Origin of the sequence: Microbacterium sp. ER1 (assembly GCF_023383675.1) — a bacterium.
Classification (GTDB): domain Bacteria; phylum Actinomycetota; class Actinomycetes; order Actinomycetales; family Microbacteriaceae; genus Microbacterium.
Genome location: NZ_QCXO01000138.1, coordinates 83566 through 107984, shown reverse-complemented (window position 1 = coordinate 107984; position 24419 = coordinate 83566). Strand labels below are relative to the sequence as shown.

Here is a 24419-nt window from a genome sequence, read left to right as displayed (position 1 = left end):
CATCATCATGAACACTCGCACCTCCCTCCCCCGCCTCGGCGCGGCGATCGTCCTCTCGCTCGTCGCGCTCACCGGGTGCACCGCGCCCACAGCCGAGACACCGACCAGCGCCCCCGCCGGTGACGATCTCCGGATCGACGACGCCTGGGTCAAGGCCGCCGACGACGGCATGTCCGCGGCTTTCGGCGTGCTCGTCAACGAGGGCGAGGAGGACGTGACGGTGACATCGGTCACCTCCGCCGCCTCGCCGATGATCGAGCTGCACGAGACCGTGGAGAACGAGGCCGGGGAGATGGTCATGCGGGAGATCGCCGGGGGCTTCGTCGTCCCCGCCGGCGGCAGCCTCGCCCTCGAGCCCGGGGGGAATCACATCATGATGATGGACCTCTCCGAGCCTCTGGAAGCCGGTGACGAGGTCGCTTTCACCGTCACCCTGTCGGACGACTCCACGTTCGAGTTCGCCGCGCCGGTGAAGGACTACTCCGGCGCGAACGAGAACTACGACGGCGCCGACGACCACGAGGGCATGGACCACTGATGGCCGCGCGCGTCTCGGGCGCGCGCACCGGCCGCACCGGCTCGACCCGGCGGCAGTTCCTCCTCGGAGGGGCTGTCGCCGGTGTCGGCGCCGCCGTCGCGGTCGGGGCCGACCTCGCCCTCACGCGAGCGGACCCGGAGGCTCCCGCGGCCCCCGCACCGCTCAACGGCTCCCTCACCGTCCCGTTCCACGGTGTCCATCAGGCCGGGATCGACACCCCTGCCCAGGCGCACGGCTCGTTCGTGGCGCTCGACCTCCGGCCGGAGGTCGACCGCGACGGACTCCGCCGGCTCCTGCGTATCCTCACGGACGACGCGGCGCGGCTCACCCAGGGACGATCGGCGCTCGCGGACTCGGAGCCGGAGCTCGCACTCGCCCCGGCCCGGTTGACCGTCACGTTCGGCTTCGGCCCGACTCTCGTGGCACGGGCCGGCAACAGCAGTCCGTCCTGGCTCGCTCCGCTGCCCGCCTTCCGCGTGGACCGCCTGCAGCCGGAGTTCTCGGATGGGGACCTGCTCCTCCAGCTCGCCGCCGACGACCCTCTGACCGTCGCGCACGCGCAGCGCATGCTCCTGAAGGACGCGCGCGGCTTCGCGACCGTGCGATGGATCCAGCAGGGCTTCCGCCGGGCACACGGCACAGAGCGACCGGGCACGACCATGCGCAATCTCTTCGGCCAGGTCGACGGCACGAGCAATCCGCAGCCGGGGACGGACGACTTCGACCGGGTGGTCTGGAGTGAGGACGGCTGGCTGGCCGGCGGCACGGGCATGGTCCTCCGCCGCATCCGCATGGACCTCGACGCCTGGGACCGCCTGGATCGCGGAGGCCGCGAGGCCTCGGTGGGGCGGACGCTCCGCGACGGTGCGCCGCTCACGGGGACGTCGGAGTTCGACGAGCCGGACTTCGACGCGACCACGGCCATCGGGTTCCCGGTCATCCCGGCGTTCGCGCACATCCGGCGCGCTCGCGGGGACGGGACGGAGCGCATCTTCCGCCGGGCGTACAACTACGACGAGCGCCCGGCCGGAGACGGCGTCTCCGAATCCGGGCTGCTCTTCGCCGCGTTCCAGGCCGACGTCGCGCGGCAGTTCGTCCCCATGCAGCAACGGCTCGACGAGCTCGACCTGCTCAACGAGTGGACGGTCCCGATCGGATCCGCCGTGTTCGCGATGCCCCCGGGGTGCGCGGAGGGCGGCTACATCGGGGAGACGCTGCTCGACTGAGGTGCGGGGTCAGTGGGGTCCGCGTCGCCGGGCGGCGGCGACCGCGGGCCCCACGCCGTCCAGCACGGGTTCTCCGTGGCCCGTCAGGACGACTCGCGCGCTCGTCCGTGCCAGGGTGTCCAGCGACTCCATCGCCTCCGTGGTGTCGGCCGTGGCCGCCCTGGCGACGATCTGGGGCCCGGTCTCGCCGGTGTACGGGTCGAGCGTCACGAGGGCGTCGCCGGCGATGAGCACCCCGGACTCCTCGAACAGGTATGCGCAGTGCCCTTCCGTGTGCCCGGGAGTCCACAGCGCGATCGGGGTGCCTGGGGTATCGATCGGATGCTCGTGCCGCACGCGCGGCTGCGCCTCGACGCCCCGGACGTTCAGCGCTCCGGCGAGTGCCATCCGGGTGATGGTCGGGATCCCCCGCGGATGGGTGAGCACGTAGGGGACGCGCGGTGAGGCCGGACGGTAGCTGTACGGATGACGAGCCAGGTGTGCGTCGCGAGGGTGGACGAACACGGAGACCCCCTCCTCGTGCAGCCCGCACGCGACACCGACGTGGTCGAAGTGCCCGTGCGTCAGGACGACCGCATCGATGTCTGTCTCTTTCGCCGCGAGGTGACCGAGCAGGTCGCGCAGCACGCCCCTGCTGCGCGGCAGTCCCGCATCGAACAGCGTCAGCCCGTCCGCGGTCTGCACGAGGTAGCAGTTGACGTCCGCCACGCTGATGCTGAAGAAGCCGGGAACGACCTCCGTCCACTGCCACCCTCTGCTCATCCCGGTCCTCCTCGTCGTCGGCGGGTCCGCGCCCCGCATCGAAGTTGCGCTCGTACCGCTCCCTGGCCTCGAGCAGCACGTGTGCGCCGATCACGGCGATGGGTTCCACCTCACGCAGCAGCGGCTCGCAGTCGGGCCCCCGGCCGCAGTGCTCGCCTCGCAGGACCCAGGCGATGCGCTGCGGATCCTTCTCGGCGAGGTGTCGGTACTGACAGAGCTGGCGCGCGAGCCAGTCCTCCAGCGGACGCGTCCACCAGCGCTCGGCATCCAGGGGATTGACGGAGAGGCCGGGAAGCTCGAGTCCGCTCTCGGTGTCGACGCTGGAACGGCGGGCGTCCGCGTCCGGTCCCTCGGAGTAGCGGACATGCAGACCGGGGCACGCGCGGACGACCGCGGCCAGCTGCGCCAGATGGTCGATGCGTCGCAGCCCGGTCGCAGCGTCGCGATCGGTCGAGGTGCCGCAGGTGCGGTCGAGAGCGGCGTCGGTCATGGGCTGAGCGTAAGAAGCGGCCGTGACGACGCCGAGGGGGATTGACAATCCGGGCTTGGAGCTCATCATCGCCGGAGCGGCCGCGGACGCGGACGCGCGAGAAGTTACCGCGCCGCTTCCGCGGCGTCAATGCCCTCTCAGCCCGCACCCCGGGGTTCTACCTTCGGGCAACCGCACCCACCTTGGAGGGGATCATGAGCGACACCACCCGCACTACCCGCTACGCCGAGACACCGATCCAGAAGACGGCGCTGATCGTCGGCATCGTCTTCCTCATCGTCGGTATCGCCGGCTTCATCCCGGGCCTGACCCACTCGGCCGAACACCTGCACGGAGCCGGAGCAGCATCGGAGGCCCTGCTCCTCGGCCTCTTCCAGGTCTCGGTCCTGCACAACGTCGTGCACCTGCTGTTCGCCGTCGCGGGCATCGCGCTCGCCGCCTCGCCGCGCGCCTCCCGCCTCTACCTCATCATCGGCGGGCTCGCGTACCTCGTCGTCTGGCTGTACGGCCTCGTCGCGGTCGGCAACGAGCAGCTGAACTTCCTGCCGGTGAACAACGCCGACAACTGGCTCCACCTCGGTCTCGCGATCGGCATGGTGCTGCTGGGCATCTTCGTCAGTCGAGAGCCGCGCGTCCCGCGGAACGGCGCAGGCACCGCGCGCGTCTGACACTCGGTGCACCCCAGACGGGACGCCTCCTCCTCGCCTCGCGGAGGGGGCGTCCCGTCTGTCGCCGTCCCGTGCCCTACGACAGGTCCAGGTTGCCGGTGACGGCTCTCCCGGCCGGCTCCGGCACGAGATACAGGCCGCTCGGCGAGTTCGCCGTGTACGCCAGCGCGTCGACCCAGGCGCGGTTGATCTCCGGCTGGCGGCTGCCGACGTACTTGAACACCATAGAACTCCCGGCGTGGAGCCAGACGGTGATCCGTCCGCCCCCGACGCTGGCGTCCTCCTTCCAGGTGTACGGGAAGGGCTCGCCCCGCCGCAGCTTCGCGGTGATCACCAGCTGCAGATGCCGCAGCGCGCGGTCCTCGACCTCGACCTTGGTGCTTCCGTCGTAGATGAATCTGCCCATGTCCGCCCTTCCTGAGATGATCGCCACGAGGTCTCGTCCCACGGAGGTGCGATCGTCGATCGCCGGTGGTGATGTCCGTCCACCCTGTCACCGGCACCGCACCCGGGAAGACGAAGACACCGTTGTGCGGACAGGAAACGAACAGTTCGTGCGAGCGGTGTCCATTCCCCGGTCACCCCTCCGCCGGCTGCACGGCATTCCCCCAGACCCAGCAGCGGTAGGTGCGCTCGCCGGCACGGAACTCTATGCCCGCCGCGAGCGGAGTGGAGCGGACGACCTTGGCCTCCACGCGGATCGCCTCCGGGCCGAACCGCACCCACGCCCGCACCCGCCGCTGGAGCGCGTGCGGATAGACGGTGACGGCGGACTCGCGCAAGGCGAGCTCGCGATCGGACAGGGACTGCAGGGGGCCGCGGCGTGCGGCGGCCTCGATGGCCTGATGCTGCGACCGCATGTCGTTGTACGCGGAGAGCGCGCGACCCGAGTTCCCCACACCGGCTCCTTCCTCCGGCCTCTTCCAGGATACCGATATTCGAACACATCTTCGAACTCGATCCCTGCGGCACCGACACGCAGATTCGCACCGAGGTCGCAGGGCTCCGCCGTGAGGCTGCGACCTCGCGCGGATCTGCGACCCCGCGCGCGGGAGGGATGCCCCGCGGGCAAGAAAAAAACCCCCGGCAGAACCGGGGGTTTCAGGTGGTGCGCGATACTGGGATCGAACCAGTGACCTCTTCCGTGTCAGGGAAGCGCGCTACCGCTGCGCCAATCGCGCCCGTTGGGGCTATTCAGTTTTCCCGTGAGGTGGCGACGGGATTCGAACCCGTGTAAACGGCTTTGCAGGCCGGTGCCTAGCCGCTCGGCCACGCCACCGTGTGGATTGACCCCACGTGCCGCCGATCTTCGAGAAGATCTACTGCACTCGAGCGGATGACGAGACTCGAACTCGCGACCCCAACCTTGGCAAGGTTGTGCGCTACCAACTGCGCTACATCCGCATTTCGTTCCCGGTTGTCCCGGGCACTTATGAAACATTAGCCGATGATCCGCGCTCCGCCAAACCCGTGGCGAATCTCGCGCGTGTCTCCCCGACTGGTCATCGAGGCGCCCGCGGGTCGGGTAGTATCGGTTGACGTACCCCGCGGGTATGGGCGATTGGCGCAGTTGGTAGCGCGCTTCCTTCACACGGAAGAGGTCATCGGTTCGAGTCCGGTATCGCCCACAGAATCCCTCCGAAGGCCCCGATCATCCGGGGCCTTCGGTGTTTCCACCGGTCACAGGACCCTGCCGTCCCCCGGTCGCGAGACCCGCAGCCACCGATAGCCGTACGCGGGAAGCTCCAGCTCCACCCCGCCGTCGTCGTCGAGGGGCACGCGCCGCGCGTCGAGGAGGTCGACCAGGGTCGTGCCCGCGGGCTCCTCCCCCAGTCGGAACCGCGTCGTCGCCGGCCGCTCCGCGAAGTTGTGGACGGCGATCGTGCGCCCGACATCCGCCTCCAGGGAGTGCACCAGCAGGGCGTCCTGCGGCTGATCGATGACGCGGAACATCCCCCACCCGAGCTCGGGAGACACCCGGTAGCGCGCGGTCAGGTCGCGGATGAAGTGGAGCAACGATCCCCGGTCCTCGAGCTGCGCGGCGGCGTTCACGTGCGTGGGTGCGTACCCGTCCGTCGGCACCGGCGCGACCAGCCGGGAGGGACGCGCATCCGAGAAGCCGCCATTGCGATCCGCCGACCACTGCATCGGGGTGCGCACGGCCTGCCGCCCCTCGATGGCGATGTTCTCGCCCATCCCGATCTCCTCGCCGTAGAACAGCACCGGGGTTCCGGGGAGGGTGAAGAGCAGGCTGTAGGCCATCCGGATCCTCCGGGGATCGCCTTCCAGCATCGGCGGGAGGCGCCGGGTGACCCCGCGCCCGAACACCCGCTGCCGCTCGTCCGGAGCGAAGGCCTCGAAGACCTCCTCGCGCTCGGCGTCGCTCAGCTTGTCGAGGGTGAGCTCGTCGTGGTTCCGGAGGAAGTTCGCCCATTGCACCTCCGGCCCGAGGACCGGGCGGGCCGTGAGCGCCTCGACGAGCGGCTCGGGATCGCGGCGGGCGAGCGACAGATAGAGCGCCTGCATCGCCACGAAGTCGAACTGCATGGTCAGCTCATCGCCGTCCGCACCCCCGAAGTACGCCCGCTGCTCCTCGTACGGCAGGTTGACCTCGCCCAGCAGGATCGCCTCACTGGACCGCCGCTGCAGGAAGCGCCGCATGTCGCGCAGCAGCTCGTGCGGGTCGGGGAGGTCGGACGTCGTCGGGACCTCGAGGAGGAACGGCACCGCATCGACCCGGAACCCCGAGATGCCGAGCTGCAGCCAGAACCCGATCACCTTCGCGATCTCATCTCGGACCACGGGGTTGGCGATGTTGAGGTCGGGCTGGTGCTCGTAGAAGCTGTGCTGGTACCACTGCCCCGACTTGTCGTCCTTCGTCCAGATCCCGTCGGCCTGCCCGGGGAACACCGTGTTCTTCTGGCCCTTCGGCGGTGCATCGTCCCGCCAGACGTAGTAGTCGCGATAGGGCGAGTCGACGCTCCGGAGCGCCGCGCGGAACCATGGGTGACGGTCGGAGGTGTGGTTGACGACGAGGTCGACGATCACGCGGATGCCGCGGTCGCGGGCGGTGCGGATCACCTCCACGAGGTCGCCGTGGGTGCCCAGGCGAGGGTCCACGCCGTAGAAGTCGCTGACGTCGTAGCCGTCGTCGAGGTCGGGCGAGGGATAGAACGGCATGAGCCACAGGCACGTCACACCGAGCTGCGACAGGTAGTCGATGCGCTGCGCGAGGCCGCGGAGGTCGCCGACGCCGTCGCCGTCCGCGTCCAGGAAGGTCTCCACGTCGAGGCAGTAGACGACGGCCGTCTTCCACCAGAGGTCGCTCGTGTCGGTGATCTTCATGTGCGCTCCCTCAGAGCGGGCAGGATCTCGGACGCGGCCGCCTTCAGGAACCCGGTCTGCTCCCGACCGACGTGGTGCAGATAGATCCGGTCGAAGCCGACACCGACGAGCTCCGCCAGTCGTCCCGCGAGGGAACGGGCGTCATGATCGACGAGGACCGCCTTGCGCAGCCCCGCTTCGTCGACCTCGCCCACCGCGGCGTCGAAGTCCTCCGGCTGCTCGATGTTCCATGCGAGCGGCGGGGTGACGACTCCCTGCCGCCACTGCTCCTTCGCGGTCGCGTACGCCTCGGCGTCGTCGGCGCCCCAGCTCACGTGCGTCTGCAGGATGCACGGCCCCTGTCCCCCGGCCGAGCGGTAGGCCTCGACCACCCTCCGGAGCGCGGACGGCTCCTGGGCGACGGTCGCGAGCCCGTCCGCCCACCCGGCCGCCCACTCCGCGGTCTCCGCGCTGACCGCGGTGGCGAAGAGGGGTGGCGGCTGCGCCGGCCGGGTCCAGATCCGCGCGCGGTGCACGCGCACGAGACCGTCATGGTCGACCTCCTCTCCGGCTAGCAGCCGGCGGATCACGTCCACGCTCTCGCGCAACCGCGCGTTCCGGATGTCCTTGGCGGGCCAGACGTCGCCGGTCACGTGCTCGTTCATGGCTTCCCCGCTGCCGAGCGCGGCCCAGAACCGTCCGGGGAACATCTCCTCCAGCGTCCCGAAGGCCTGTGCGACGATCGCCGGGTGGTATCGCTGTCCCGGCGCGTTGACCATGCCGATCGGGAAGCGGGTGCGGGCCAGCGCCGCGGCGATCCAGCTGAACGCGAATCCTGACTCTCCCTGCTCGGGCAGCCACGGGGCCAGGTGATCGGAGCACATCGCCCCGTCGAAACCGGCCCACTCCGCGCTGACGACCGCGTCGAGCAAGGCGCTGGGCGGGATCTGCTCATGGGAGGCGTGGAATCCGATGAAGACCATAGGCCGAGTCTGGCAAGCGACGACGCCCCACGGCAGTGGTTGACAGAAGCGCCGGGTACTGGCAGGTACGGCCGATGTCCGAGGGCGGACGTAGGCTGCACCGGTGCCGAAACCCCGCCTTCTCCCCGGACCCTGCCCGCTCTGCGGCGGTCTCACCGGGCTGCGGACGGACGATGCCTGGCATTGCGCGCTCTGCGGCTGGCGCTACGGGGACTCCCCCGACCCCGACCTGCCATTCCCGCGGATCGACGTCGTGTACTACCTCCGGTACGACCGCAGGGTGAAGATCGGCACGAGCAGGCAGCCACGGCGCAGACTCGCGAGCATCCGTCATGACGAGCTCCTCGCCTTCGAACGGGGCGACCGGGTGCGCGAACAGCAGCGTCACCGCGAGTTCGCCTCCGCACGCGAAGGCGGCGAGTGGTTCACCCTGACGCCCGAGATCGGCGCTCACATCGGCCGCTTGCAGCAGGACGGCGACCCCTGGCACCAGTACGCCCGCTGGCTCAGCGCCGCTCTCCGGGGCTGAGCCGCCTATCACCACGCGCCGGATCGCACCAGGGGATCCCGTCCGTCGCGGACGGCAGGCAGACTCGCCGATGAACGGGCGCACCCGGCGCCCCGCGTGAGAGGACCGGACATGAACGGACGAGAGAACATCCCCGCCGACGACGTCAGCGCGCAGGATCCGCTCGCCGGCGACGGGAGCGGCGACCCGAACAGCGACCGCCAGTTCCTGCAGGATCTGCCTCCCGCCCAGGTCGACACCGAGCAGCAGCAGGAGCATCAGGCCGAGGCCGACGACGAGGAGTAGTCCTCGCGACGACGAGGGGCGACCGGATCGGCATGCGGTCGCCCCTCGTCGTGTCCGGCGTCAGGCGGTAGCGGCGCGTCCGCGGGTGCTCTGCGGCTGCGGCTGGGAGAACAGCACGACGACGATGACGGCGGCACCGACGACGACGTGCGGGAGCCAGACGTTCAGCGCCTCGCCCGCGAAGCCGAACAGCCACGGCGACAGGGCGAGGAAGAGGCTCGCGACGATGTCGAAGACGAGGTGCACGGGCATGGGGATCAGACCGAACGGACCCCACTCGTACTTCGTGAAGAGGCTGTAGACGATGAGGCCGACGCCGAGGACGATCGGGATGACGACGGGGGCTCCGCCCATGCCGGCGAAGCCGAAGAGCCAGGGCGCGGCGATCAGAGCAATTCCGACGACGTAATCGAGAACTCCATGGACCTTGGTCGGGATGAAACGCATGATTCCTCCTTGGGTGCCGCCGGCGGCGACTCACAGGAAGGTTCGGAGCCCTGCCCCCATCGGATGGGAACGCGGCATCCGCCTCAGCTCTGCGCCCACCCGTATCGCCGCTGGAGCGCCGCAGCGACCCGGGCGTACCGGGTACGGTCCAGGGCCGCTGCCTCCCGGCGGAGACCACGCTCGTGGACGCTGTAGAGCTGTTCGATGTCGACCCAGGACTCGCGGCCCTGCCCGTCCCACTCCCCGCTCCCGATCGAGAGGTAGTCGCGGTCGCCGTCGTGCGGCCGGCTGGTCATCCGCACCGCGTACACCCGTTCGGAGGACTGCCGCCCGATCACCAGCACCGGTCGGTCCTTGCCTCGGCCGTCGTTCTCCTCGTACGGCACCCAGGTCCAGACGACCTCGCCCGCATCCGGGGCCCCGTCCCGCTGCGGCGCGTAGGACACGCGGACGGCCGGCATGCGCCCGGCATCGAGCCGCACGGTCTCGGTGCCGCGGGCGCGTCCCGGCTCGACGCCGGCATCCGATGCCGACCGCCGCTCGCGCTCCTCGGCCGTCCGCAGACGCGCGTCCGGGCGCCGCGGACCGGGAGAGGTCCGCGACGCCCGGGGGGAGCCCACTGCTCGGCGCAGGAGATCCGCGAGTGTCTTCAGGATGCCGTTGCTGGTCGTGCCCACACGGTCACCCTAACCGTCGTCACGCGTTCGCGAGAGCGTAGCCCTCCTCGCCGTGGACGACCTGGTCGACACCGGCGATCTCGTCCTCGTTCGTGATGCGGAACCCGATCGTCTTCTGGATCACGAAGCCGATCACCCACGCGACCACGAAGGAGTAGATCAGCACGCCGGCGGCGGCGATCACCTGGACGGCGAGCTGGCGGGCGTCGCCGCCGACGAAGAGGCCGGTGCCGGTGGCGAAGAAGCCGAGGTACACGGTGCCGATGAGACCGCCGACGAGGTGGATACCGACCACGTCGAGCGAGTCGTCGAACCCGAGGCGGAACTTCAGCTCCACCGCGAGGGCGCAGACGATGCCGGCGACCGCGCCGAGCAGGAGGGACCACCCGGGGGTGAGGTTGGCGCACGCCGGGGTGATCGCCACGAGACCCGCCACCGCACCGGAGGCGGCTCCGACGGAGGTGGGCTTGCCGTCCTTGATGCGCTCGATGAGGATCCAGCCGAGGATCGCCGCCGCCGTCGCGCCGAGCGTGTTCAGGCCGATGAGGCCGACGCCGCCCATGTCCTCGGCGAGCCACTCCGCACCGGCGTTGAAGCCGAACCAGCCGAACCACAGCAGGGCGGCGCCCAGCAGCGTCAGCGGCACGTTGTGCGGCTTGAGGATGCCCTTCTGGAAGCCGATGCGCTTGCCGAGCACCAGGGCGAGGGCCAGCGCCGCGGCGCCCGCGTTGATGTGCACCGCGGTGCCGCCGGCGTAGTCGATCACGCCGATGCCGCTGTCCTCGCCGAACAGGGTGGTGCCGAGGTTCATGATCCAGCCACCGCCCCAGACCCAGGCGGCGACCGGGAAGTAGCCGACCGTGGCGAAGACGCCCGCGAAGATCAGCCAGCTGCCGAACTTCGCCCGATCGGCGATCGCCCCGGAGATGAGGGCGACGGTGATGATCGCGAAGGTGGCGCCGTACGCGACGCTGAGGAGGGCGACGTTCGACCCCTCACCCGAGGCGAGGCTGGACAGGCCGATGTCCGCGAACGGGTTGCCCGCGAAGGCCGTCGGGCTGTCCACGGCGCTCATCGAGAAGCCGAAGAGAATCCACAGCACGGCGACGAGTCCGATCGAGCCGAAGCTCATCATCATCATGCTGACGACGCTCTTCGCCTTGACGAGACCGCCGTAGAAGAACGCGACGCCGGGCGTCATGAGCAGCACCAGTGCCGTCGCGGTGATCGCCCACGAGATGTTGCCGGGAGCATCCATAGGAAAACCTCACATCCGAAGTAGTTGAGAGCTTCAGTGTGACCACGGGCGATTTCGCCCATGCGTGAGGTTTGTTTCCCCGCGGTTACAGCCCGGCTCCGCGTGTGAACATCGCGTTACGCGGGCCTGCGGGCTTACGCAGAATGCGTGAGCGCGTTGAGCCGGGAGATGGCGCGCAGGTACTTCTTGCGGTAGCCGCCGGCGAGCATCTCGTCGGAGAACACGGCGTCGAGCCCGAGGCCCGTCGCGAGGATCGGGATCTGGGCGTCGTAGACGCGGTCGACGAAGGCGACGAACCGCAGGGCCTCGGACTGGTCGGTGAGCTGGCGCACGCCCCGCAGCCCCACCCGGTGCAGGCCGTCGATGAGCCGGATGTAGCGCGAGGGGTGCACCTGCGCCAGGTGCCGGATGAGGTCGTCGAACGCGTCGTCAGAGACGGCGCCGTCCGCCGCGGCGGCGTCCACGGCGGCGCTGTAGGCGGCATCGTCCAGCGCCACGGCGTGACCGTCGATCGCGCGCTGCCGGAAGTCGACGCCGTCGATGCGCAGGGTCTGGAAGCTGTCCGACATCGCGTGGATCTCGCGCAGGAAGTCCTGCGCGGCGAAGCGCCCCTCGCCGAGGGCGTTCGGCGGCGTGTTGGACGTGGCCGCGAGCCGGGTGCCGGTGGGTACGAGCTCCCCGAGCAGACGCGTCATGACCATGGTGTCGCCCGGGTCGTCGAGCTCGAACTCGTCGATGCAGAGCAGGTCGGCGCCCTTGAGAAGGTCGACGGTGTTCTTGTAGCCGAGGGCACCCACCAGGGCGGTGTACTCGATGAACGAGCCGAAGTACTTCCGGCGCGCGGGCATCGCGTGGTAGATCGACGCGAGCAGATGGGTCTTGCCCACCCCGAAGCCGCCGTCGAGGTAGACGCCGGGCTTGAGCTCCGGCTCCTTCTTGGCCCGGCTGAACAGACCGCCGCGCTTGACGGGAGCGCCGCGTCCTGCGAAGCGGAGCAGCGTCTGCTTCGCCTCCTCCTGGGACGGGTAGGCGGGGTCCGCCCGGTAGCTGTCGAACGTGGCGTCGTCGAACTGCGGCGGCGGCACGAGGCTCGCGAGCATCTCGGGTCCGCTGACCGTCGGCGTGCGCTCGGTGAGGTGGACGGTTCCGGTGCGGGTGGTCGGGTCGGTCATCACGGTCCTGAATCAGGCAACGGCCTGTGTCGAAGTCTTACGGATCGGGTCCCGGGGGCGCGCGGAGGATCTATCGTCGAAGGGACGGATCCACACTACGCCGTCCGCACCGCACGCTCGCCCGCTCACCGCTACGGAGACCCCATGGCCATCGAGTTCGACTCCTCCTCCCCCAAGTTCGCCGAGTACGCCGAGCCCGGCCGCCTGGTGACGACCGAGTGGCTCGCCGCCCACCTGGGAGAGCCCGGCCTCGTGGTCGTCGAGTCGGACGAGGACGTCCTCCTCTACGAGACGGGCCACATCCCCGGAGCGGTGAAGGTGGACTGGCACACCGAGCTGAACGACCCGGTGGTGCGGGACTACGTCGACGGCGAGGGCTTCGCCGAGCTGCTCAGCCGCAAGGGCATCGCCCGCGACGACACGGTCGTGATCTACGGCGACAAGAACAACTGGTGGGCCGCCTACGCGCTCTGGGTGTTCTCCCTCTTCGGCCACGAGGACGTGCGCCTCCTCGACGGCGGTCGTGACCGCTGGATCGCGGAGGGCCGCGAGCTCACCCGCGAGGCGACGAACCGCCCCGCCACGGAGTACCCGGTGGTGGAGCGGGACGACACGGCCATCCGCGCCTACAAGGAGGACGTGCTCGCCCACCTCGGCAACCCGCTCATCGACGTGCGCTCGCCGGAGGAGTACAGCGGCGAGCGGACCACGGCTCCCGCCTACCCGGAGGAGGGGACGCTGCGGGCCGGCCACATCCCCACCGCGCAGAGCGTGCCGTGGGCGAAGGCGGTCGCCGAGGACGGCGGCTTCAAGAGCCGTGCGGAACTCGACGCCATCTACCGGGACGGCGCCGGGCTGCAGGACGGCGACGACGTCGTGGCCTACTGCCGCATCGGGGAGCGCTCGAGCCACACGTGGTTCGTGCTGAAGCACCTCCTCGGCTTCGAGAACGTCCGCAACTACGACGGCTCGTGGACCGAGTGGGGCAGCGCGGTGCGCGTCCCGATCGTCACGGGCACGGAGCCCGGCACCGTCTGAGGTGGGAGAATGGCGGGGATGAACGCCTCCGCCCTGCCCGAGACCCTCGCCGAGATCCGCGACGGATTCCTGGAGACCCCGGAATCGGACCGCCTGCTGCTGCTCCTGGAGTACGCGGACGAGCTGCCCGCCGTCTCCGACGAGGTGGCGGCGCATCCGGAGATGTGCGAGCGCGTCGCGGAGTGCCAGTCGCCGGTCTACATCTACGTCGAAGTCCACGACGACGTCGTGACCATGCACGCCACGGCTCCGGAAGAGGCGCCGACGACCCGGGGCTTCGCGAGCATCCTCGTGCAGGGCCTCACTGGGCTGACGGCGGACGAGGTCCTGGCGATCCCCGAGGACTACCCGCAGTCGATCGGGCTCACGAAGGCGGTGTCACCGCTGCGGATCGGCGGCATGACCGGCATGCTGATGCGCGCCAAGAACCAGGTCAGGCAGAAGCGCTGAGCCCCTGCGCCGCGAGCCACTCCGTGATCGCGGTGGTCCAGCCCTTCTCGTCGTAGTTCCAGAGCTTGGTGTGCCTCGCGACCGTGAAGCGCGGCATGGTGACGAGGTCCGGCCGCGCCTCCTGCAGGGCGTGCGAGGCGTCCGCGGGAACGAAGCCGTCGTCGTCGCTGTGCAGGATGAGGATCGGCGCGTGCAGTTCGTCGGCACGGGCGACCATGTCCAGGCGGTCGAACAGGATGGGTTCGTCCGCACCGCTGAGCTTCGCCGTGAGCGGCAGCTGCAGCGCCCCCATGGCGAGGGCGGGCAGGGGCTCGCGCACTCGGGCGACCCGCGCCTGGAAGCGCAGCACGGTGCGCCAGTCCACGACCGGCGACTCGAGGATGATGCCCGCGATGCGATCGCGATGGCCGGAGTTGACCGCAGCCTGCAGGGACACCGCCCCGCCCATGGACCAGCCCATCAGCACGACCCGCTCGGCGCCGTGACGCAGCGCGTAGGCGATCCCGGCGTCCACGTCGCGCCACTCCGACGCCCCGAGGGCATAGGCGCCCGCTCTGGTGCGCGGGGCCTCGCCGTCGTTGCGGTAGGACACGACGAGAGTGGGCAGCCCAGCCGCGTGCATCACCGGCACGGCACGGAGGCATTCGGCCCTGGTCGTGCCCCGACCGTGCACCTGGATGACCCAGGTCGAGGAGTCCCCGGGGAAGAACCATGCGGGGCACGGCCCGGCCGGAGAGCCGATGAGCACGTTCTCCCAGCGCAGGTGCAGCTCGCTCGGCGACGTGTAGTAGCTGCCGCTGAAGGACGCTCCTCGGTCCACTCTGGCGCCGGGTTCGATCTTCGTGAGGAGCTTGCGCCGCACCGTCGTGCCGTCGGCGCTGAGGACGGCACCGAGCTTGACGTAGCCGTAGGTGGCCGTCGTGAACAGGCCGTATCGCCCCGGGAGCTCGGTGTCGAGCGTGCGGCGGAGCTCGATCGTCTGAGCGCCGGTGTCGATCGCGAGGATCTCGGTGTCCTGGATGCGGCTTCGCAACGGGGTGACGACCCGGCGCGCCACCGCGATCACGAGGACCCCGACGGCAGCGCCCACAGCGAGGAGCGCGGGGACAACGATCGCAACGGCGTGCCTGAGACTCTTCATCGCCTTCCGACTCTAGCCTGTTGCCGTGACCGCACACCCCGAGGCCGGGACGCCCTTCGACGCCGCCGTGGCCGAACTGCGCGCGACCGCGTTCCGAGACGACATCGCGGTCCGTGAGATCCCCACGCCCCAGAATCTGGCCCCCTTCGCGATCGCCCTGTCCGCCGACGTCCGCCCGGGCGAGGACGGCGACTCCGTGTACGGGACCGGACGGTTCATCCTGCTGCACGATCCGGACGAGCCGGATGCCTGGGGCGGCGCCTGGCGCATCGTGATCTTCGCCCAGGCGCCACTCGAGACCGAGATCGGCACCGACCCCCTGCTCGCCGACGTCACCTGGTCGTGGCTCGTGGACGCGCTGGATTCCCGGGACGCGATCTACCACTCCCCGTCCGGCACGTCGACGAAGACGCTGTCGAAGGGATTCGGGGGCCTCGCCGACGAGGGCGACGGCGCACAGATAGAATTGCGGGCGTCCTGGACTCCGGAGGGCCCGTTCCGACCGCACGTCGAAGCATGGGCCGAGCTGGTCGGAATGCTGGCGGGGCTTCCGCCGGGTTCCGAGGGCATCGCCGTGATCGGCGCGCGAAAGGCTGTACGTGACTGAATACTCCGTGATCTCCGAAACCGAGGAGTTCCGTGCCGCCTGCGCTGCGCTCGCCGCAGGCACCGGGCCGGTCGCCGTCGATGTCGAGCGGGCGTCCGGCTTCCGCTACTCGCAGCGGGCCTATCTGGTTCAGGTGTTCCGGCGCGAGGCCGGGGTGTTCCTGTTCGACCCGCCCGCGATCGGCGACTTCGCTCCCCTGCAGGAGGCCATCGGCGACGTCGAGTGGGTGCTCCACGCGGCCAGCCAGGACCTCCCGTCGCTGCGCGAGCTGCACCTGGAGCCGAAGGAGATCTTCGACACCGAGCTGGCGTCCCGTCTGCTCGGTCACGACCGGGTGGGTCTGGCCGCCGTCGTCGAGGACACGCTCGGCATCACCCTGAAGAAGGAGCACTCGGCGGCCGACTGGTCCACCCGTCCGCTGCCCGACTCCTGGCTGGACTATGCCGCGCTCGACGTGCTGCACCTCGTCGACGTCCGCGACGCCCTCGTCGCCGAGCTCGAAGAACAGGGCAAGACCGCGTTCGCCGCGCAGGAGTTCGCCGCCACCCTGGCGCGCGCCCCGAAGGCCCCGCGCGAAGACCCCTGGCGGCGGCTGAGCGGGCTCCACCAGGTGCGCGGCGCCCGCAACCTCGCCGTCGCCCGCGCCCTGTGGGAGGCGCGCGAGATGTACGCGCAGCAGCAGGACATCTCGCCCGGGCGCCTCGTTCCCGACCGCTCCCTCGTCGCTGCGGTCCTCGCCAACCCCGCCTCCAAGCAGGCTCTCGCGGGAGTCAAGGAGTTCCAGGGTCGCGCGAGCCGCACCCAGCTCGACCGGTGGTGGCAGGCGATCGTCGACGGCCGTGCCGCCGAGACGCTGCCGCGCGAGCGTGTGCCCAGCGACGCGCTCCCGCCGCCCCGCGCCTGGGGCGACCGCAACCCGGAGGCGGACGCCCGCCTGAAGGCCGCCCGTCCCGCCGTCGAGGCCGTCGCGGAGGAGCTGGGCATGCCCACCGAGAACCTCCTCACGCCCGAGTACCTGCGCCGGGTCGCATGGGACGGCCCTGGGACGACGGCGGAGAAGATCGGCGCCGCGCTCTCCGCGCTCGGAGCCCGCCCCTGGCAGGTTGAACAGACTGCACAGAAGATCGCCGACGCCTTTGTAGAGGCGGCGCAATCGCCGGACACCACGTCCGCGACCGCTTCGTAGGTTCGATCCAACCGATTCCTCCCGGTTTCCGGCCGTTCATAGACTGAGGCCACCGCACTAACTTGGAGGCAGAGTGGCCGAGATCTCGGACGTCTTCTTCGTCGATGGAGTGCGCACCCCCTTCGGGCGCGCCGGCGAAAAGGGCATGTACTGGAACACCCGCGCGGATGACCTCGCCGTGAAGGCGACCATCGGCCTGATGGAGCGCAACGCGGCCGTACCGGCGGACCGCATCGACGATGTCGCCATCGCCGCGACGAGCCAGACCGGCGACCAGGGGCTCACCCTCGGGCGGTCGGTGGCGATCCTCGCCGGACTCCCCCAGACCGTCCCCGGACTCGCGGTGGAGCGCATGTGCGCCGGCGCGATGACGAGCGTGACGACCATGGGCGCCTCGATCGGCGTGGGCATGTACGACCTCGCCCTGGCGGGCGGTGTCGAGCACATGGGGCACCACCCGATCGGCGCGAACGCCGACCCCAACCCGCGTTTCGTGGCGGAGAAGATGGTCGACCCCGGAGCCCTCAACATGGGCGTCACCGCGGAGCGCATCTTCGACCGCTTCCCGCACCTCACCAAGGAGCGCTCCGACCGCTACGGCATGCGCAGCCAGCAGAAGGTGCAGGCCGCCTATGACGCCGGCAAGATCCAGCCGGATCTCGTGCCGGTCGCGATCAAGCGCGCCGACGGGGCCTGGGGCCTGGCCACCGAGGACGAGGGCCGCCGTCCGCAGACCACGATGGAGGACCTCGCCGGCCTCAAGACGCCGTTCCGTCCGCACGGCCGCGTCACCGCCGGAACGTCTTCGCCGCTCACCGACGGCGCGACGATGTCGCTGCTCGCCGGCGGAAGCGCCGTCAAGGAGCTCGGCCTCGCGCCGAAGATGCGGATGGTCTCGTTCGCCTTCGCCGGCGTGCAGCCGGAGATCATGGGCATCGGCCCGATCCCGTCGACCGAGAAGGCGCTCAAGAAGGCCGGCCTCGACATCTCCGACATCGGTCTGTTCGAGCTCAACGAGGCGTTCGCCATCCAGGTCATCTCCCTCCTCGATCACTTCGGCATCGATGACGACGACCCCCGGGTGAATCCGTGGGGCGGCGCGATCGCGGTCGGCCACCCGCTGGCCGCTTCCGGCGTCCGGCTCATGATCCAGCTCGCGGCGCAGTTCGCGGAGCGCCCCGACGTGCGCTACGGCCTGACGGCGATGTGCGTCGGTCTCGGGCAGGGCGGCTCGGTCATCTGGGAGAACCCGCACTACGACGGAAAGAAGAAGAAGTGAGCTACGACGACGTCGACTTCTCGCCCATCCAGGCGCTCACCGAGGGAGAGGTCGTCACGCACTCCCCCGTGCGCGACATCCGCCTCGCATCGGGCAAGGTCCTCGCCCTGATCACGCTGGACAACGGTCGTGACCACACCCGTCCGAACACCCTGGGTCCGGCCACCCTCACCGAACTCGGCGCGACGCTGGACGGCCTCAGGGCCCGCGCGGCGGCCGGCGAGATCCAGGCGGTCGGCATCACCGGCAAGCAGTACATCATGGCCGCCGGCGCCGACCTCTCCGACATCAGCAAGGTCGGTTCGCGTGACAACGCGCGGCTGATTGCCCAGCTCGGCCACAAGGTGCTCGGGAAGCTGAGCGAGCTCGGCGTGCCGTCGTTCGCGTTCGTGAACGGCCTGGCGCTCGGCGGCGGGCTGGAGATCGCCCTGAACTCCACGTACCGCACGGTCGACGCCTCGGCCGCGGCCGTGGCACTGCCCGAGGTCTTCCTCGGCATCATCCCCGGGTGGGGCGGCGCCTACCTCCTGCCGAACCTCATCGGCATCGAGAACGCCCTCGAGGTGGTCATCTCCAACCCGCTCAAGCAGAACCGCATGCTGAAGCCGCAGCAGGCCTTCGACCTGGGCATCTTCGACGCCATCTTCCCCGCGGCGAACTACCTCGAGAACTCGCTCGCCTGGGCGGACGCGGTCCTCGGCGGCACGAAGGTCGTGCGCAAGAACGAGCCGGGCAAGATCGAGCGCCTCACCAAGTGGCCGATCGCCATCAAGATGGCGCGGGGCATGCTGGAGTCCAAGATCGGCACCGTGCCGAAGTCGCCGTACGCGGCTCTCGAGCTGCTCGACAAGGCGAAGAGCGGCACCAAGGCGGAGGGCTTCGCCCGCGAAGACGAGGCCCTGGCGGAACTGGTGACCGGCGATCAGTTCGCCGCGTCGATGTACGCCTTCGACCTCGTGCAGAAGCGCGCGAAGCGCCCGGTCGGCGCCCCTGACAAGGAGCTCGCGAAGAAGGTCACCAAGGTCGGCATCATCGGTGCGGGTCTCATGGCCAGCCAGTTCGCGCTGCTGTTCGTGCGCAAGCTCCAGGTGCCCGTGCTGATCACCGACCTCGACCAGGCGCGCGTCGACAAGGGCGTCGCCTACATCCACGAGGAGATCGGCAAGCTGGAGGCCAAGGGCCGCGTGGACGCGGACACCGCGAACAAGCTGCGCGGTCTCGTCACGGGCACGACCGACAAGACCCTCTACGCGGACTGCGACTTCGTCATCGAGGCGGTCTTCGAAGAGGTCGGCGTCAAGCAGCAGGTCTTCGGCGAGATCGAGAAGATCATCGCGGAGGACGCGGTGCTCGCCACGAACACCTCGTCGCTGTCGGTCGAGGAGATCGGCGCGAAGCTGGCCCACCCGGAGCGGCTCGTCGGCTTCCACTTCTTCAACCCGGTCGCGGTCATGCCGCTGATCGAGATCGTGAAGACGCCGGCGACGGCGGACACCGCGCTGTCGACCGCGTTCGTCGTCGCCAGGAACCTCGGCAAGAACGCGGTGCTCACCGCCGACGCCCCGGGCTTCGTGGTGAACCGTCTGCTCGCAAAGGTCATGGGCGAGGCGGCGCGCGCCGTCTACGAGGGCACCCCGATCGCCGACGTCGAGAAGGCGTTCGCGCCGCTCGGCCTGCCGATGGGCCCCTTCCAGCTCATCGACCTCGTCGGCTGGAAGGTCGCCGCGCACGTGCAGGACACGATGGTGCGCGCGTTCCCGGACCGCTTCTACGCGAACGAGAACTTCCACGCCCTGGCCGAGCTCGACCAGGTCGTCGAGAAGGACAAGGGCGGCCGTGTGGTCGGCTGGACGAAGCAGGCCGAGAAGGTCCTGGCGCCCGCCGTCGGCAAGAGCCCGGCGTCGGCGGCCACGATCCTGCAGCGCGTGCAGGACGGTCTCGCGACCGAGATCAAGCTGATGCTCGACGAGGGCGTGGTGCCGGAGGTCGAGGACATCGACCTGTGCCTCATCCTCGGCGCCGGCTGGCCGTTCATCGATGGTGGGGCGTCGCCGTACCTCGACCGCGAGGGGGCCTCCGAGCGCGCATTCGGCGGCTCGTTCCACACCCCGCAGATCCGCGGCATCCAGAACCGCTGATCAGCTCTCCGCAGGGGGTCGCGCCGTGGGCGTGGCCCCCTGTGTCGTCCGCGGCGTCGGACGGGTATCCGGCTCGCCGTTGCGCGGCCAGTGCGACAGCGCGTGCTCCGCGAGGGCGGTGATGGTCAGGGACGGGTTCACCCCCGGATTCGCGGGCACAGCGGCGCCGTCGACGACGTGCAGCCCGGGGTGCCCCCAGACGCGCTGATACTCGTCCACGACACCCTCCTCCGGTGCACCGGAGATCACCGCTCCCCCGAGGAAGTGCGCGGTGAGCGGGATCCCGAAGACCTCGGGCCAGGAGCCGCGCGCCGCCGTGGGCACCCCGCCCTCACGCTGCAGACGCGCGGCGATGGCTCGGGCGGCGCGATGCGCCTCGGGCAGGTGGCTGGGGTTCGGCGCGCCATGCCCCTGGGCACTCGTGAGCCGCGTCCGCCCGAGGCGACGCCGCAGGGACAGGGTGAGCGAGTTGTCGGCGGTCTGCATGACGAGCGCGATGATCCCCCGTTCGCTCCAGCGCCGGAGGGAGGCGAGGCGGAGGGCCTGCACGGGTCGGCGCAGCACCTGCCCCGCGAGTGCGGCGAGGCGGCCCGGCAGGGCGCGGTCGCCGGGGACCAGCACGGTGGCGAGAGCGCCCATGAGGTTGGATCCCGGACCGTAGCGGACGTTCTCGACATGGGTGCGGTCGTCCACGTGGAAAGAGGTGGTGATCGCCACGCCCCGCGCCAGCTCCACCCGCTCCGGCACCCGGACGGCGACGGCGCCGTCCAAGGCCTCCGAGTTCGTCCGGGTGAGCCGGCCCACCGCGTCGGAGATCCGCGGAAGCGCGCCCGACGCCTTCATCCGATGGAGGAGCTGCTGGGTGCCCCAGGTCCCCGCCGCCAGCACGACCTCTCGCGCGATGACGGTCTGCTCACGCCGCCGGAACCAGGCACCACTGCGTCGTGTCGTGACCGAGAAGCCGCCGTCCGGCAGCTCGCGCACCTCGGTGACGGTGCGCAGCGGCTCGATGACCGCCCCGCGGCGCTCGGCCAGGGCGAGGTAGTTCTTCACGAGGGTGTTCTTCGCGCCGACGCGGCAGCCGACCATGCAGTTCCCACAGAGCGTGCAGCCTGTGCGCTCGGGGCCCTCCCCGCCGAAGAACGGATCAGCGACCCGCTTCCCCGGTTCCCCGAACCACACGCCCACGGGTGCGCGGCGGAACGTCGCGCCCACCCCGAGGTCCTCGGCGGCTCCGGCCATGATCCGCTCGACCGGTCCGTCGTGCGGATAGCGGTCCACCACGCCGAGCATGCGCCGGGCTGTGGCATAGTGCGGGGCGAGCGCGGTGCGCCAGTCCCGGATCGATGCCCACTGCGGGTCGGCGAAGAACGCCGCGCCCGGTTCGTACAGCGTGTTGGCGTAGTTGAGCGACCCCCCGCCCACGCCCGCACCGGCGAGGATCATGACGTGCGGAAGCCGATGGATGCGCTGCACCCCGAAGCACCCGAGCGCCGGGGCCCAGAGGTAGCGACGCACGTCCCAGCTGGTCTTCGCGAAGTCCTCGTCGGCGAATCGCCGCCCGGCCTCGAACACGCGGACGCGGTAGCCCTTCTCCGTGAGCCGGAGGGCCGCGACGGAGCCGCCGAAGCCCGAACCGACGATGACGACGTCCTCATCGAACATGCGCGTCCCTCCGCTCCGCCCGGGTCATGACGATCAGTGCCCCCGCGCGGATCGAGATCGTGCAGGTCTCCTCACCGACACGCTCACCGTCCGCGTAGGCCACGAGCCCCGGGGCGGCGACGGTGACCGTGCGGGCCCGGACGTGCCGCACCTCCCGGCGCGCCAGGTGCGTCCCGCGCAGGAGGAGCGGGAACAGTCGCACCAGGCGGAGGCGGCCGAGCGGACCCACGGCGACGATGTCGAGGACGCCGTCGTCGGGGGCGGCGCCGATGCACACCGGCATCCCCCCGCCGTAGCTCGCGGTGTTCCCGACCGCGACGAGCGTGCCGGGTGCCGCCGTCTCCGGGCCGTCATCGACGCGGATCGTGAAGTCGAACGGACGCAGCCGGACGAGCTCGACCAGCAGCGCGAGGTAGTACCGCAACGCGCCGGAGGGCCAGCGGAGGCGGTTGGTGCGATCGCTCACCCGGGCGTCGAACCCCAGCGCCGCCACGGTGAGGAACAGCGAGGTGCCCGTCGCGGTCCGCACCTCGCCGATGTCGATGGCACGGGGCACGCCGGTCAGCGCGAGCTCCACGGCCTCCGACACGTCCGCGCGCGGCAGCCCGAGGGCGCGCGCCAGGTCGTTCCCGGTCCCGGCGGGAACCACCGTCACCGGGACACCCGCCGCACACACGACCTCGAGGATGCCCGAGAGGGTGCCGTCGCCGCCCACGACGACGAGTCCGTCCGGTCCCGCGTCCAGGGCCACTGCGGCCAGCCGCCTCGTGTCGGCAGCCGAACGCCCGGCGTACACGCGCACGTCCGCCCCGCGCCGTCGGAGGTGAGCGAGCGCGTCGTCCGCGACCCGCTGCCCGCGGCCCTTGCCGGACAGCGGGTTCGACAGCACCGCGATGTGCCCCATCTCAGACGGTCGTCCCGGTCGGGACATCGGCGAGGACGGCGCCCGGGTTCATGATGCCGCGGGGATCGAGCTCCCGCTTCACGGCGGTGAGGATCCGCATGCCGGTGTCCCCGATCTCCTCCGCGAGCCACGGGGCGTGATCGCGACCCACGGCGTGATGGTGGCTGATGGTCCCGCCGTTCGCGAGGATCGCGTCGTTCACTTTCCCCTTCACGAGCGCCCACGCGCCGAGGGGGTCCCGTCGCAGCCCGGCGAGGACCGTGAAGTAGAGGGAGGCGCCCGTCGGATACACGTGGGAGACATGACACATGATGTATGAGCGGGCATCCGCGGCGTCGAAGCCGTCCCGCAGGGCCGCCTCGACCGCTTCCTTCAGAGTGCGCAGGTTCGACCAGGTCGTCGCGGTCTCCAGCGTCTCGCAGAACACCCCGGCGTCGAGCAGAGCGTCGCGCAGGTACGGACCGTCGAATCGTCCCGCCGCCCACTCCTCCGCGTCGCCGGTGCCGGCACTGCGGCCGCCTGCCGCAGCGAGGATCGCGGCGGTCCGGTCCCGGCGGCCGGAGGCGTCCTCGCCCTCGAACACCGTCACGACGCCGGCTCCCTTCGCGAGAGCCTTCCCGATCCGGCCGACCTGGGCGAGGCTCACCGCGGTCTCGGCTTCGTCGGAGAGGCGGATGACCGTGGGACCCGCACCGTGCTGCACCACCCGCCGGAGCGCATCGGCGCCGCGGTCGAAGTCCGGGAAGGTCCACGACTCGAAGATCCGGTCCGTCGGCACCGGATGCACCCGGACCCGGACCTCGGTGATCACGCCGAAGATCCCCTCAGAGCCCAGGAAGAGGCGGACGAGGTCGGGGCCGGCAGCCGATCCCGGTGCGCGGCCGAGGTCGAGGTCCCCCGTGGGCGTCGCGACCCGGATCCCCGTCACCATCGCATCGAAACGCCCGTTGCCCGCGGAGTTCTGTCCGGAGGATCGGGCAGCGGCGAAACCGCCGATCGTGGCGTACCGGAAGCTCTGCGGGAAGTGCCCGAGCTCGAACCCCTGGGCGCCGAGCAGCGCTTCGGCCTCCGGTCCCGTCGTGCCCGCCGCGAGAGTCGCCTGACCACTGAGCGGGTCGAGGTGGAGCAGCCCGGAGAGTCGACGCAGGTCCAGGCTGACGACGGCACGATGCCGGCCGGTCTCCGGATCCAGCGCACCGACCACGCTCGTTCCTCCGCCGAACGGGATGACGGCGATCCCGCGCTCCCCCGCCAGAGCGAGGCAGGCGCGCACGGCGTCGTGGTCCGCAGGGAACGCCACGGCGTCGGGCGCATCCTGCTCGGGATGCCGTCGTCGCAGAAGGTCGGGGGTGGAGCGTCCTCCGGCGTGCCGGAGGCGCACCGACGTCGTGACGTCCACCGCATCGGGGCCGACCACCGCCGCCAGCGCGTCGCGATCATCCGCGGTCAGTCGCGAGGGCCGCACCCGCACGTCATCCAGCGCCGGCGCACGGGGCGGACGGGGAACACGACCCAGCAGCAGGGGCAGCAGGCCGCGCACCGCGAGCGGAAGGTCTTTCGCCCGGTCCGGATCGCCCCAGCCGTTCCAGCGCATCTCGGGCCTGTCGGCCCCTCTGCCGTTCGCCTGCTCCATGGGTTACAGTGTGACACAT

Annotated in this window: 24 protein-coding genes, 4 tRNA genes and 1 pseudogene; 12 read left to right on the top strand and 17 right to left on the bottom strand. The window is 70.6% G+C overall.

Annotation, left to right across the window (positions count from 1 at the left end; all coding sequences use genetic code 11):
- Positions 1 to 7: 7 nt before the first annotated feature.
- Complete coding sequence (locus tag BV453_RS13825) at positions 8 to 538, top strand: copper chaperone PCu(A)C (RefSeq protein WP_249521857.1); 531 nt, start codon at positions 8 to 10, stop codon at positions 536 to 538.
- A complete protein-coding gene (locus tag BV453_RS13820; RefSeq protein WP_249521856.1) occupies positions 538 to 1764 on the top strand; it encodes a Dyp-type peroxidase in 1227 nt (408 codons plus the stop codon). The genes BV453_RS13825 and BV453_RS13820 overlap by 1 nt, the downstream gene beginning before the upstream one ends.
- A gap of 9 nt (positions 1765 to 1773) precedes the next feature.
- On the opposite strand, the gene BV453_RS13815 is transcribed toward BV453_RS13820, so the two are convergent.
- Both BV453_RS13815 and BV453_RS13810 read right to left on the bottom strand, forming a co-directional pair.
- Positions 1774 to 2526 carry an MBL fold metallo-hydrolase gene (locus tag BV453_RS13815; protein WP_249521855.1) on the bottom strand — a complete coding sequence of 251 codons (753 nt, stop codon included), beginning with the start codon at positions 2524 to 2526 and terminating at the stop codon, positions 1774 to 1776.
- 103 nt (positions 2527 to 2629) lie between these two features.
- Positions 2630 to 3016: pseudogene (locus BV453_RS13810) on the bottom strand (DUF6098 family protein); the annotation flags it as partial.
- Between the two features lie 194 nt (positions 3017 to 3210).
- Between BV453_RS13810 and BV453_RS13805 the strand changes: the two are divergent.
- The gene (locus BV453_RS13805; RefSeq protein WP_025103544.1) at positions 3211 to 3684 is read left to right on the top strand and encodes a DUF4383 domain-containing protein; all 474 of its coding nucleotides are present in this window, start codon (positions 3211 to 3213) and stop codon (positions 3682 to 3684) included.
- A gap of 76 nt (positions 3685 to 3760) precedes the next feature.
- Here BV453_RS13805 and BV453_RS13800 read toward each other — a convergent pair whose 3' ends face one another.
- The 5 genes from BV453_RS13800 to BV453_RS13780 all read right to left on the bottom strand — a co-directional run bounded on the left by BV453_RS13800 (position 3761) and on the right by BV453_RS13780 (position 5088).
- Complete coding sequence (locus tag BV453_RS13800; protein ID WP_249521854.1) at positions 3761 to 4090, bottom strand: ATP-dependent DNA ligase; 330 nt, start codon at positions 4088 to 4090, stop codon at positions 3761 to 3763.
- A 172-nt stretch (positions 4091 to 4262) separates the two neighbouring features.
- Positions 4263 to 4583 (bottom strand): hypothetical protein, encoded by a 321-nt coding sequence (locus BV453_RS13795; RefSeq protein ID WP_025103546.1) that lies wholly within the window; start codon positions 4581 to 4583, stop codon positions 4263 to 4265.
- Positions 4584 to 4790: 207 nt separating this feature from the next.
- Positions 4791 to 4865, bottom strand: a tRNA-Val gene (locus BV453_RS13790).
- A 27-nt stretch (positions 4866 to 4892) separates the two neighbouring features.
- Positions 4893 to 4963 (bottom strand) — tRNA-Cys (locus BV453_RS13785).
- A 52-nt stretch (positions 4964 to 5015) separates the two neighbouring features.
- A tRNA-Gly gene (locus tag BV453_RS13780) sits at positions 5016 to 5088 on the bottom strand.
- Between the two features lie 151 nt (positions 5089 to 5239).
- Here BV453_RS13780 and BV453_RS13775 point away from each other — a divergent pair.
- Positions 5240 to 5312: transfer RNA gene (locus tag BV453_RS13775), tRNA-Val, on the top strand.
- A 52-nt stretch (positions 5313 to 5364) separates the two neighbouring features.
- Here the strand turns inward: BV453_RS13775 and BV453_RS13770 are convergent.
- Together BV453_RS13770 and BV453_RS13765 are read right to left on the bottom strand one after the other, a co-directional pair.
- Positions 5365 to 7029: an alpha-amylase family protein gene (locus tag BV453_RS13770; RefSeq protein WP_249521853.1), complete on the bottom strand. Its 1665-nt coding sequence runs from the start codon at positions 7027 to 7029 to the stop codon at positions 5365 to 5367.
- Positions 7026 to 7991 carry a TIGR03885 family FMN-dependent LLM class oxidoreductase gene (locus BV453_RS13765; RefSeq protein WP_249521852.1) on the bottom strand — a complete coding sequence of 322 codons (966 nt, stop codon included), beginning with the start codon at positions 7989 to 7991 and terminating at the stop codon, positions 7026 to 7028. The genes BV453_RS13770 and BV453_RS13765 overlap by 4 nt, the downstream gene beginning before the upstream one ends.
- A gap of 103 nt (positions 7992 to 8094) precedes the next feature.
- On the opposite strand from BV453_RS13765, the gene BV453_RS13760 reads away from it, so the two are divergent.
- Together BV453_RS13760 and BV453_RS13755 are read left to right on the top strand one after the other, a co-directional pair.
- Entirely contained in the window at positions 8095 to 8520 is a 426-nt protein-coding gene (locus BV453_RS13760) for a GIY-YIG nuclease family protein (RefSeq protein WP_249521851.1), read from the top strand.
- Between the two features lie 111 nt (positions 8521 to 8631).
- Positions 8632 to 8805, top strand: coding sequence for a hypothetical protein (locus BV453_RS13755; protein WP_153244978.1), 174 nt, complete (start codon positions 8632 to 8634; stop codon positions 8803 to 8805).
- 60 nt (positions 8806 to 8865) lie between these two features.
- Here BV453_RS13755 and BV453_RS13750 read toward each other — a convergent pair whose 3' ends face one another.
- From BV453_RS13750 to zapE, 4 genes are all read right to left on the bottom strand, one after another.
- Complete coding sequence (locus BV453_RS13750; RefSeq protein ID WP_025103550.1) at positions 8866 to 9252, bottom strand: SPW repeat protein; 387 nt, start codon at positions 9250 to 9252, stop codon at positions 8866 to 8868.
- An 83-nt stretch (positions 9253 to 9335) separates the two neighbouring features.
- The gene (locus BV453_RS13745) at positions 9336 to 9929 is read right to left on the bottom strand and encodes a type II toxin-antitoxin system PemK/MazF family toxin (protein WP_025103551.1); all 594 of its coding nucleotides are present in this window, start codon (positions 9927 to 9929) and stop codon (positions 9336 to 9338) included.
- 19 nt (positions 9930 to 9948) lie between these two features.
- Positions 9949 to 11187 (bottom strand): ammonium transporter, encoded by a 1239-nt coding sequence (locus BV453_RS13740; protein WP_025103552.1) that lies wholly within the window; start codon positions 11185 to 11187, stop codon positions 9949 to 9951.
- A 134-nt stretch (positions 11188 to 11321) separates the two neighbouring features.
- A complete protein-coding gene (gene zapE / locus BV453_RS13735; RefSeq protein WP_025103553.1) occupies positions 11322 to 12359 on the bottom strand; it encodes a cell division protein ZapE in 1038 nt (345 codons plus the stop codon).
- A gap of 144 nt (positions 12360 to 12503) precedes the next feature.
- On the opposite strand from zapE, the gene BV453_RS13730 reads away from it, so the two are divergent.
- Both BV453_RS13730 and BV453_RS13725 read left to right on the top strand, forming a co-directional pair.
- Entirely contained in the window at positions 12504 to 13397 is an 894-nt protein-coding gene (locus BV453_RS13730) for a sulfurtransferase (protein ID WP_025103554.1), read from the top strand.
- Between the two features lie 18 nt (positions 13398 to 13415).
- On the top strand, positions 13416 to 13847 hold the full coding sequence (locus BV453_RS13725; protein WP_025103555.1) for a SufE family protein: 432 nt from the start codon (positions 13416 to 13418) through the stop codon (positions 13845 to 13847).
- Here BV453_RS13725 and BV453_RS13720 read toward each other — a convergent pair.
- Complete coding sequence (locus BV453_RS13720; RefSeq protein WP_249521850.1) at positions 13831 to 14988, bottom strand: S9 family peptidase; 1158 nt, start codon at positions 14986 to 14988, stop codon at positions 13831 to 13833. The two genes, BV453_RS13725 and BV453_RS13720, sit on opposite strands and share 17 nt — an antisense overlap.
- A gap of 25 nt (positions 14989 to 15013) precedes the next feature.
- Here BV453_RS13720 and BV453_RS13715 point away from each other — a divergent pair, with 25 nt between their 5' ends.
- From BV453_RS13715 to BV453_RS13700, 4 genes are all read left to right on the top strand, one after another.
- Positions 15014 to 15595 (top strand): DUF3000 domain-containing protein, encoded by a 582-nt coding sequence (locus BV453_RS13715; RefSeq protein WP_025103557.1) that lies wholly within the window; start codon positions 15014 to 15016, stop codon positions 15593 to 15595.
- Entirely contained in the window at positions 15588 to 16781 is a 1194-nt protein-coding gene (locus BV453_RS13710) for an HRDC domain-containing protein (protein ID WP_249521849.1), read from the top strand. The genes BV453_RS13715 and BV453_RS13710 overlap by 8 nt, the downstream gene beginning before the upstream one ends.
- A 73-nt stretch (positions 16782 to 16854) precedes the next feature.
- The gene (locus tag BV453_RS13705; RefSeq protein WP_249521848.1) at positions 16855 to 18060 is read left to right on the top strand and encodes a thiolase family protein; all 1206 of its coding nucleotides are present in this window, start codon (positions 16855 to 16857) and stop codon (positions 18058 to 18060) included.
- Complete coding sequence (locus tag BV453_RS13700; RefSeq protein WP_249521847.1) at positions 18057 to 20198, top strand: 3-hydroxyacyl-CoA dehydrogenase NAD-binding domain-containing protein; 2142 nt, start codon at positions 18057 to 18059, stop codon at positions 20196 to 20198. Before BV453_RS13705 ends, BV453_RS13700 begins: the two co-directional genes overlap by 4 nt.
- Here BV453_RS13700 and BV453_RS13695 read toward each other — a convergent pair whose 3' ends face one another.
- From BV453_RS13695 to BV453_RS13685, 3 genes are read right to left on the bottom strand one after another with little or no spacing between them, the layout of a single operon-like run.
- Entirely contained in the window at positions 20199 to 21863 is a 1665-nt protein-coding gene (locus BV453_RS13695; protein ID WP_249521846.1) for a GMC oxidoreductase, read from the bottom strand.
- Positions 21853 to 22767 carry a YegS/Rv2252/BmrU family lipid kinase gene (locus BV453_RS13690; RefSeq protein ID WP_249521845.1) on the bottom strand — a complete coding sequence of 305 codons (915 nt, stop codon included), beginning with the start codon at positions 22765 to 22767 and terminating at the stop codon, positions 21853 to 21855. Before BV453_RS13690 ends, BV453_RS13695 begins: the two co-directional genes overlap by 11 nt.
- Position 22768: 1 nt before the next feature.
- Positions 22769 to 24400 carry an FAD-binding oxidoreductase gene (locus BV453_RS13685; RefSeq protein ID WP_238695584.1) on the bottom strand — a complete coding sequence of 544 codons (1632 nt, stop codon included), beginning with the start codon at positions 24398 to 24400 and terminating at the stop codon, positions 22769 to 22771.
- Positions 24401 to 24419: the final 19 nt, after the last annotated feature.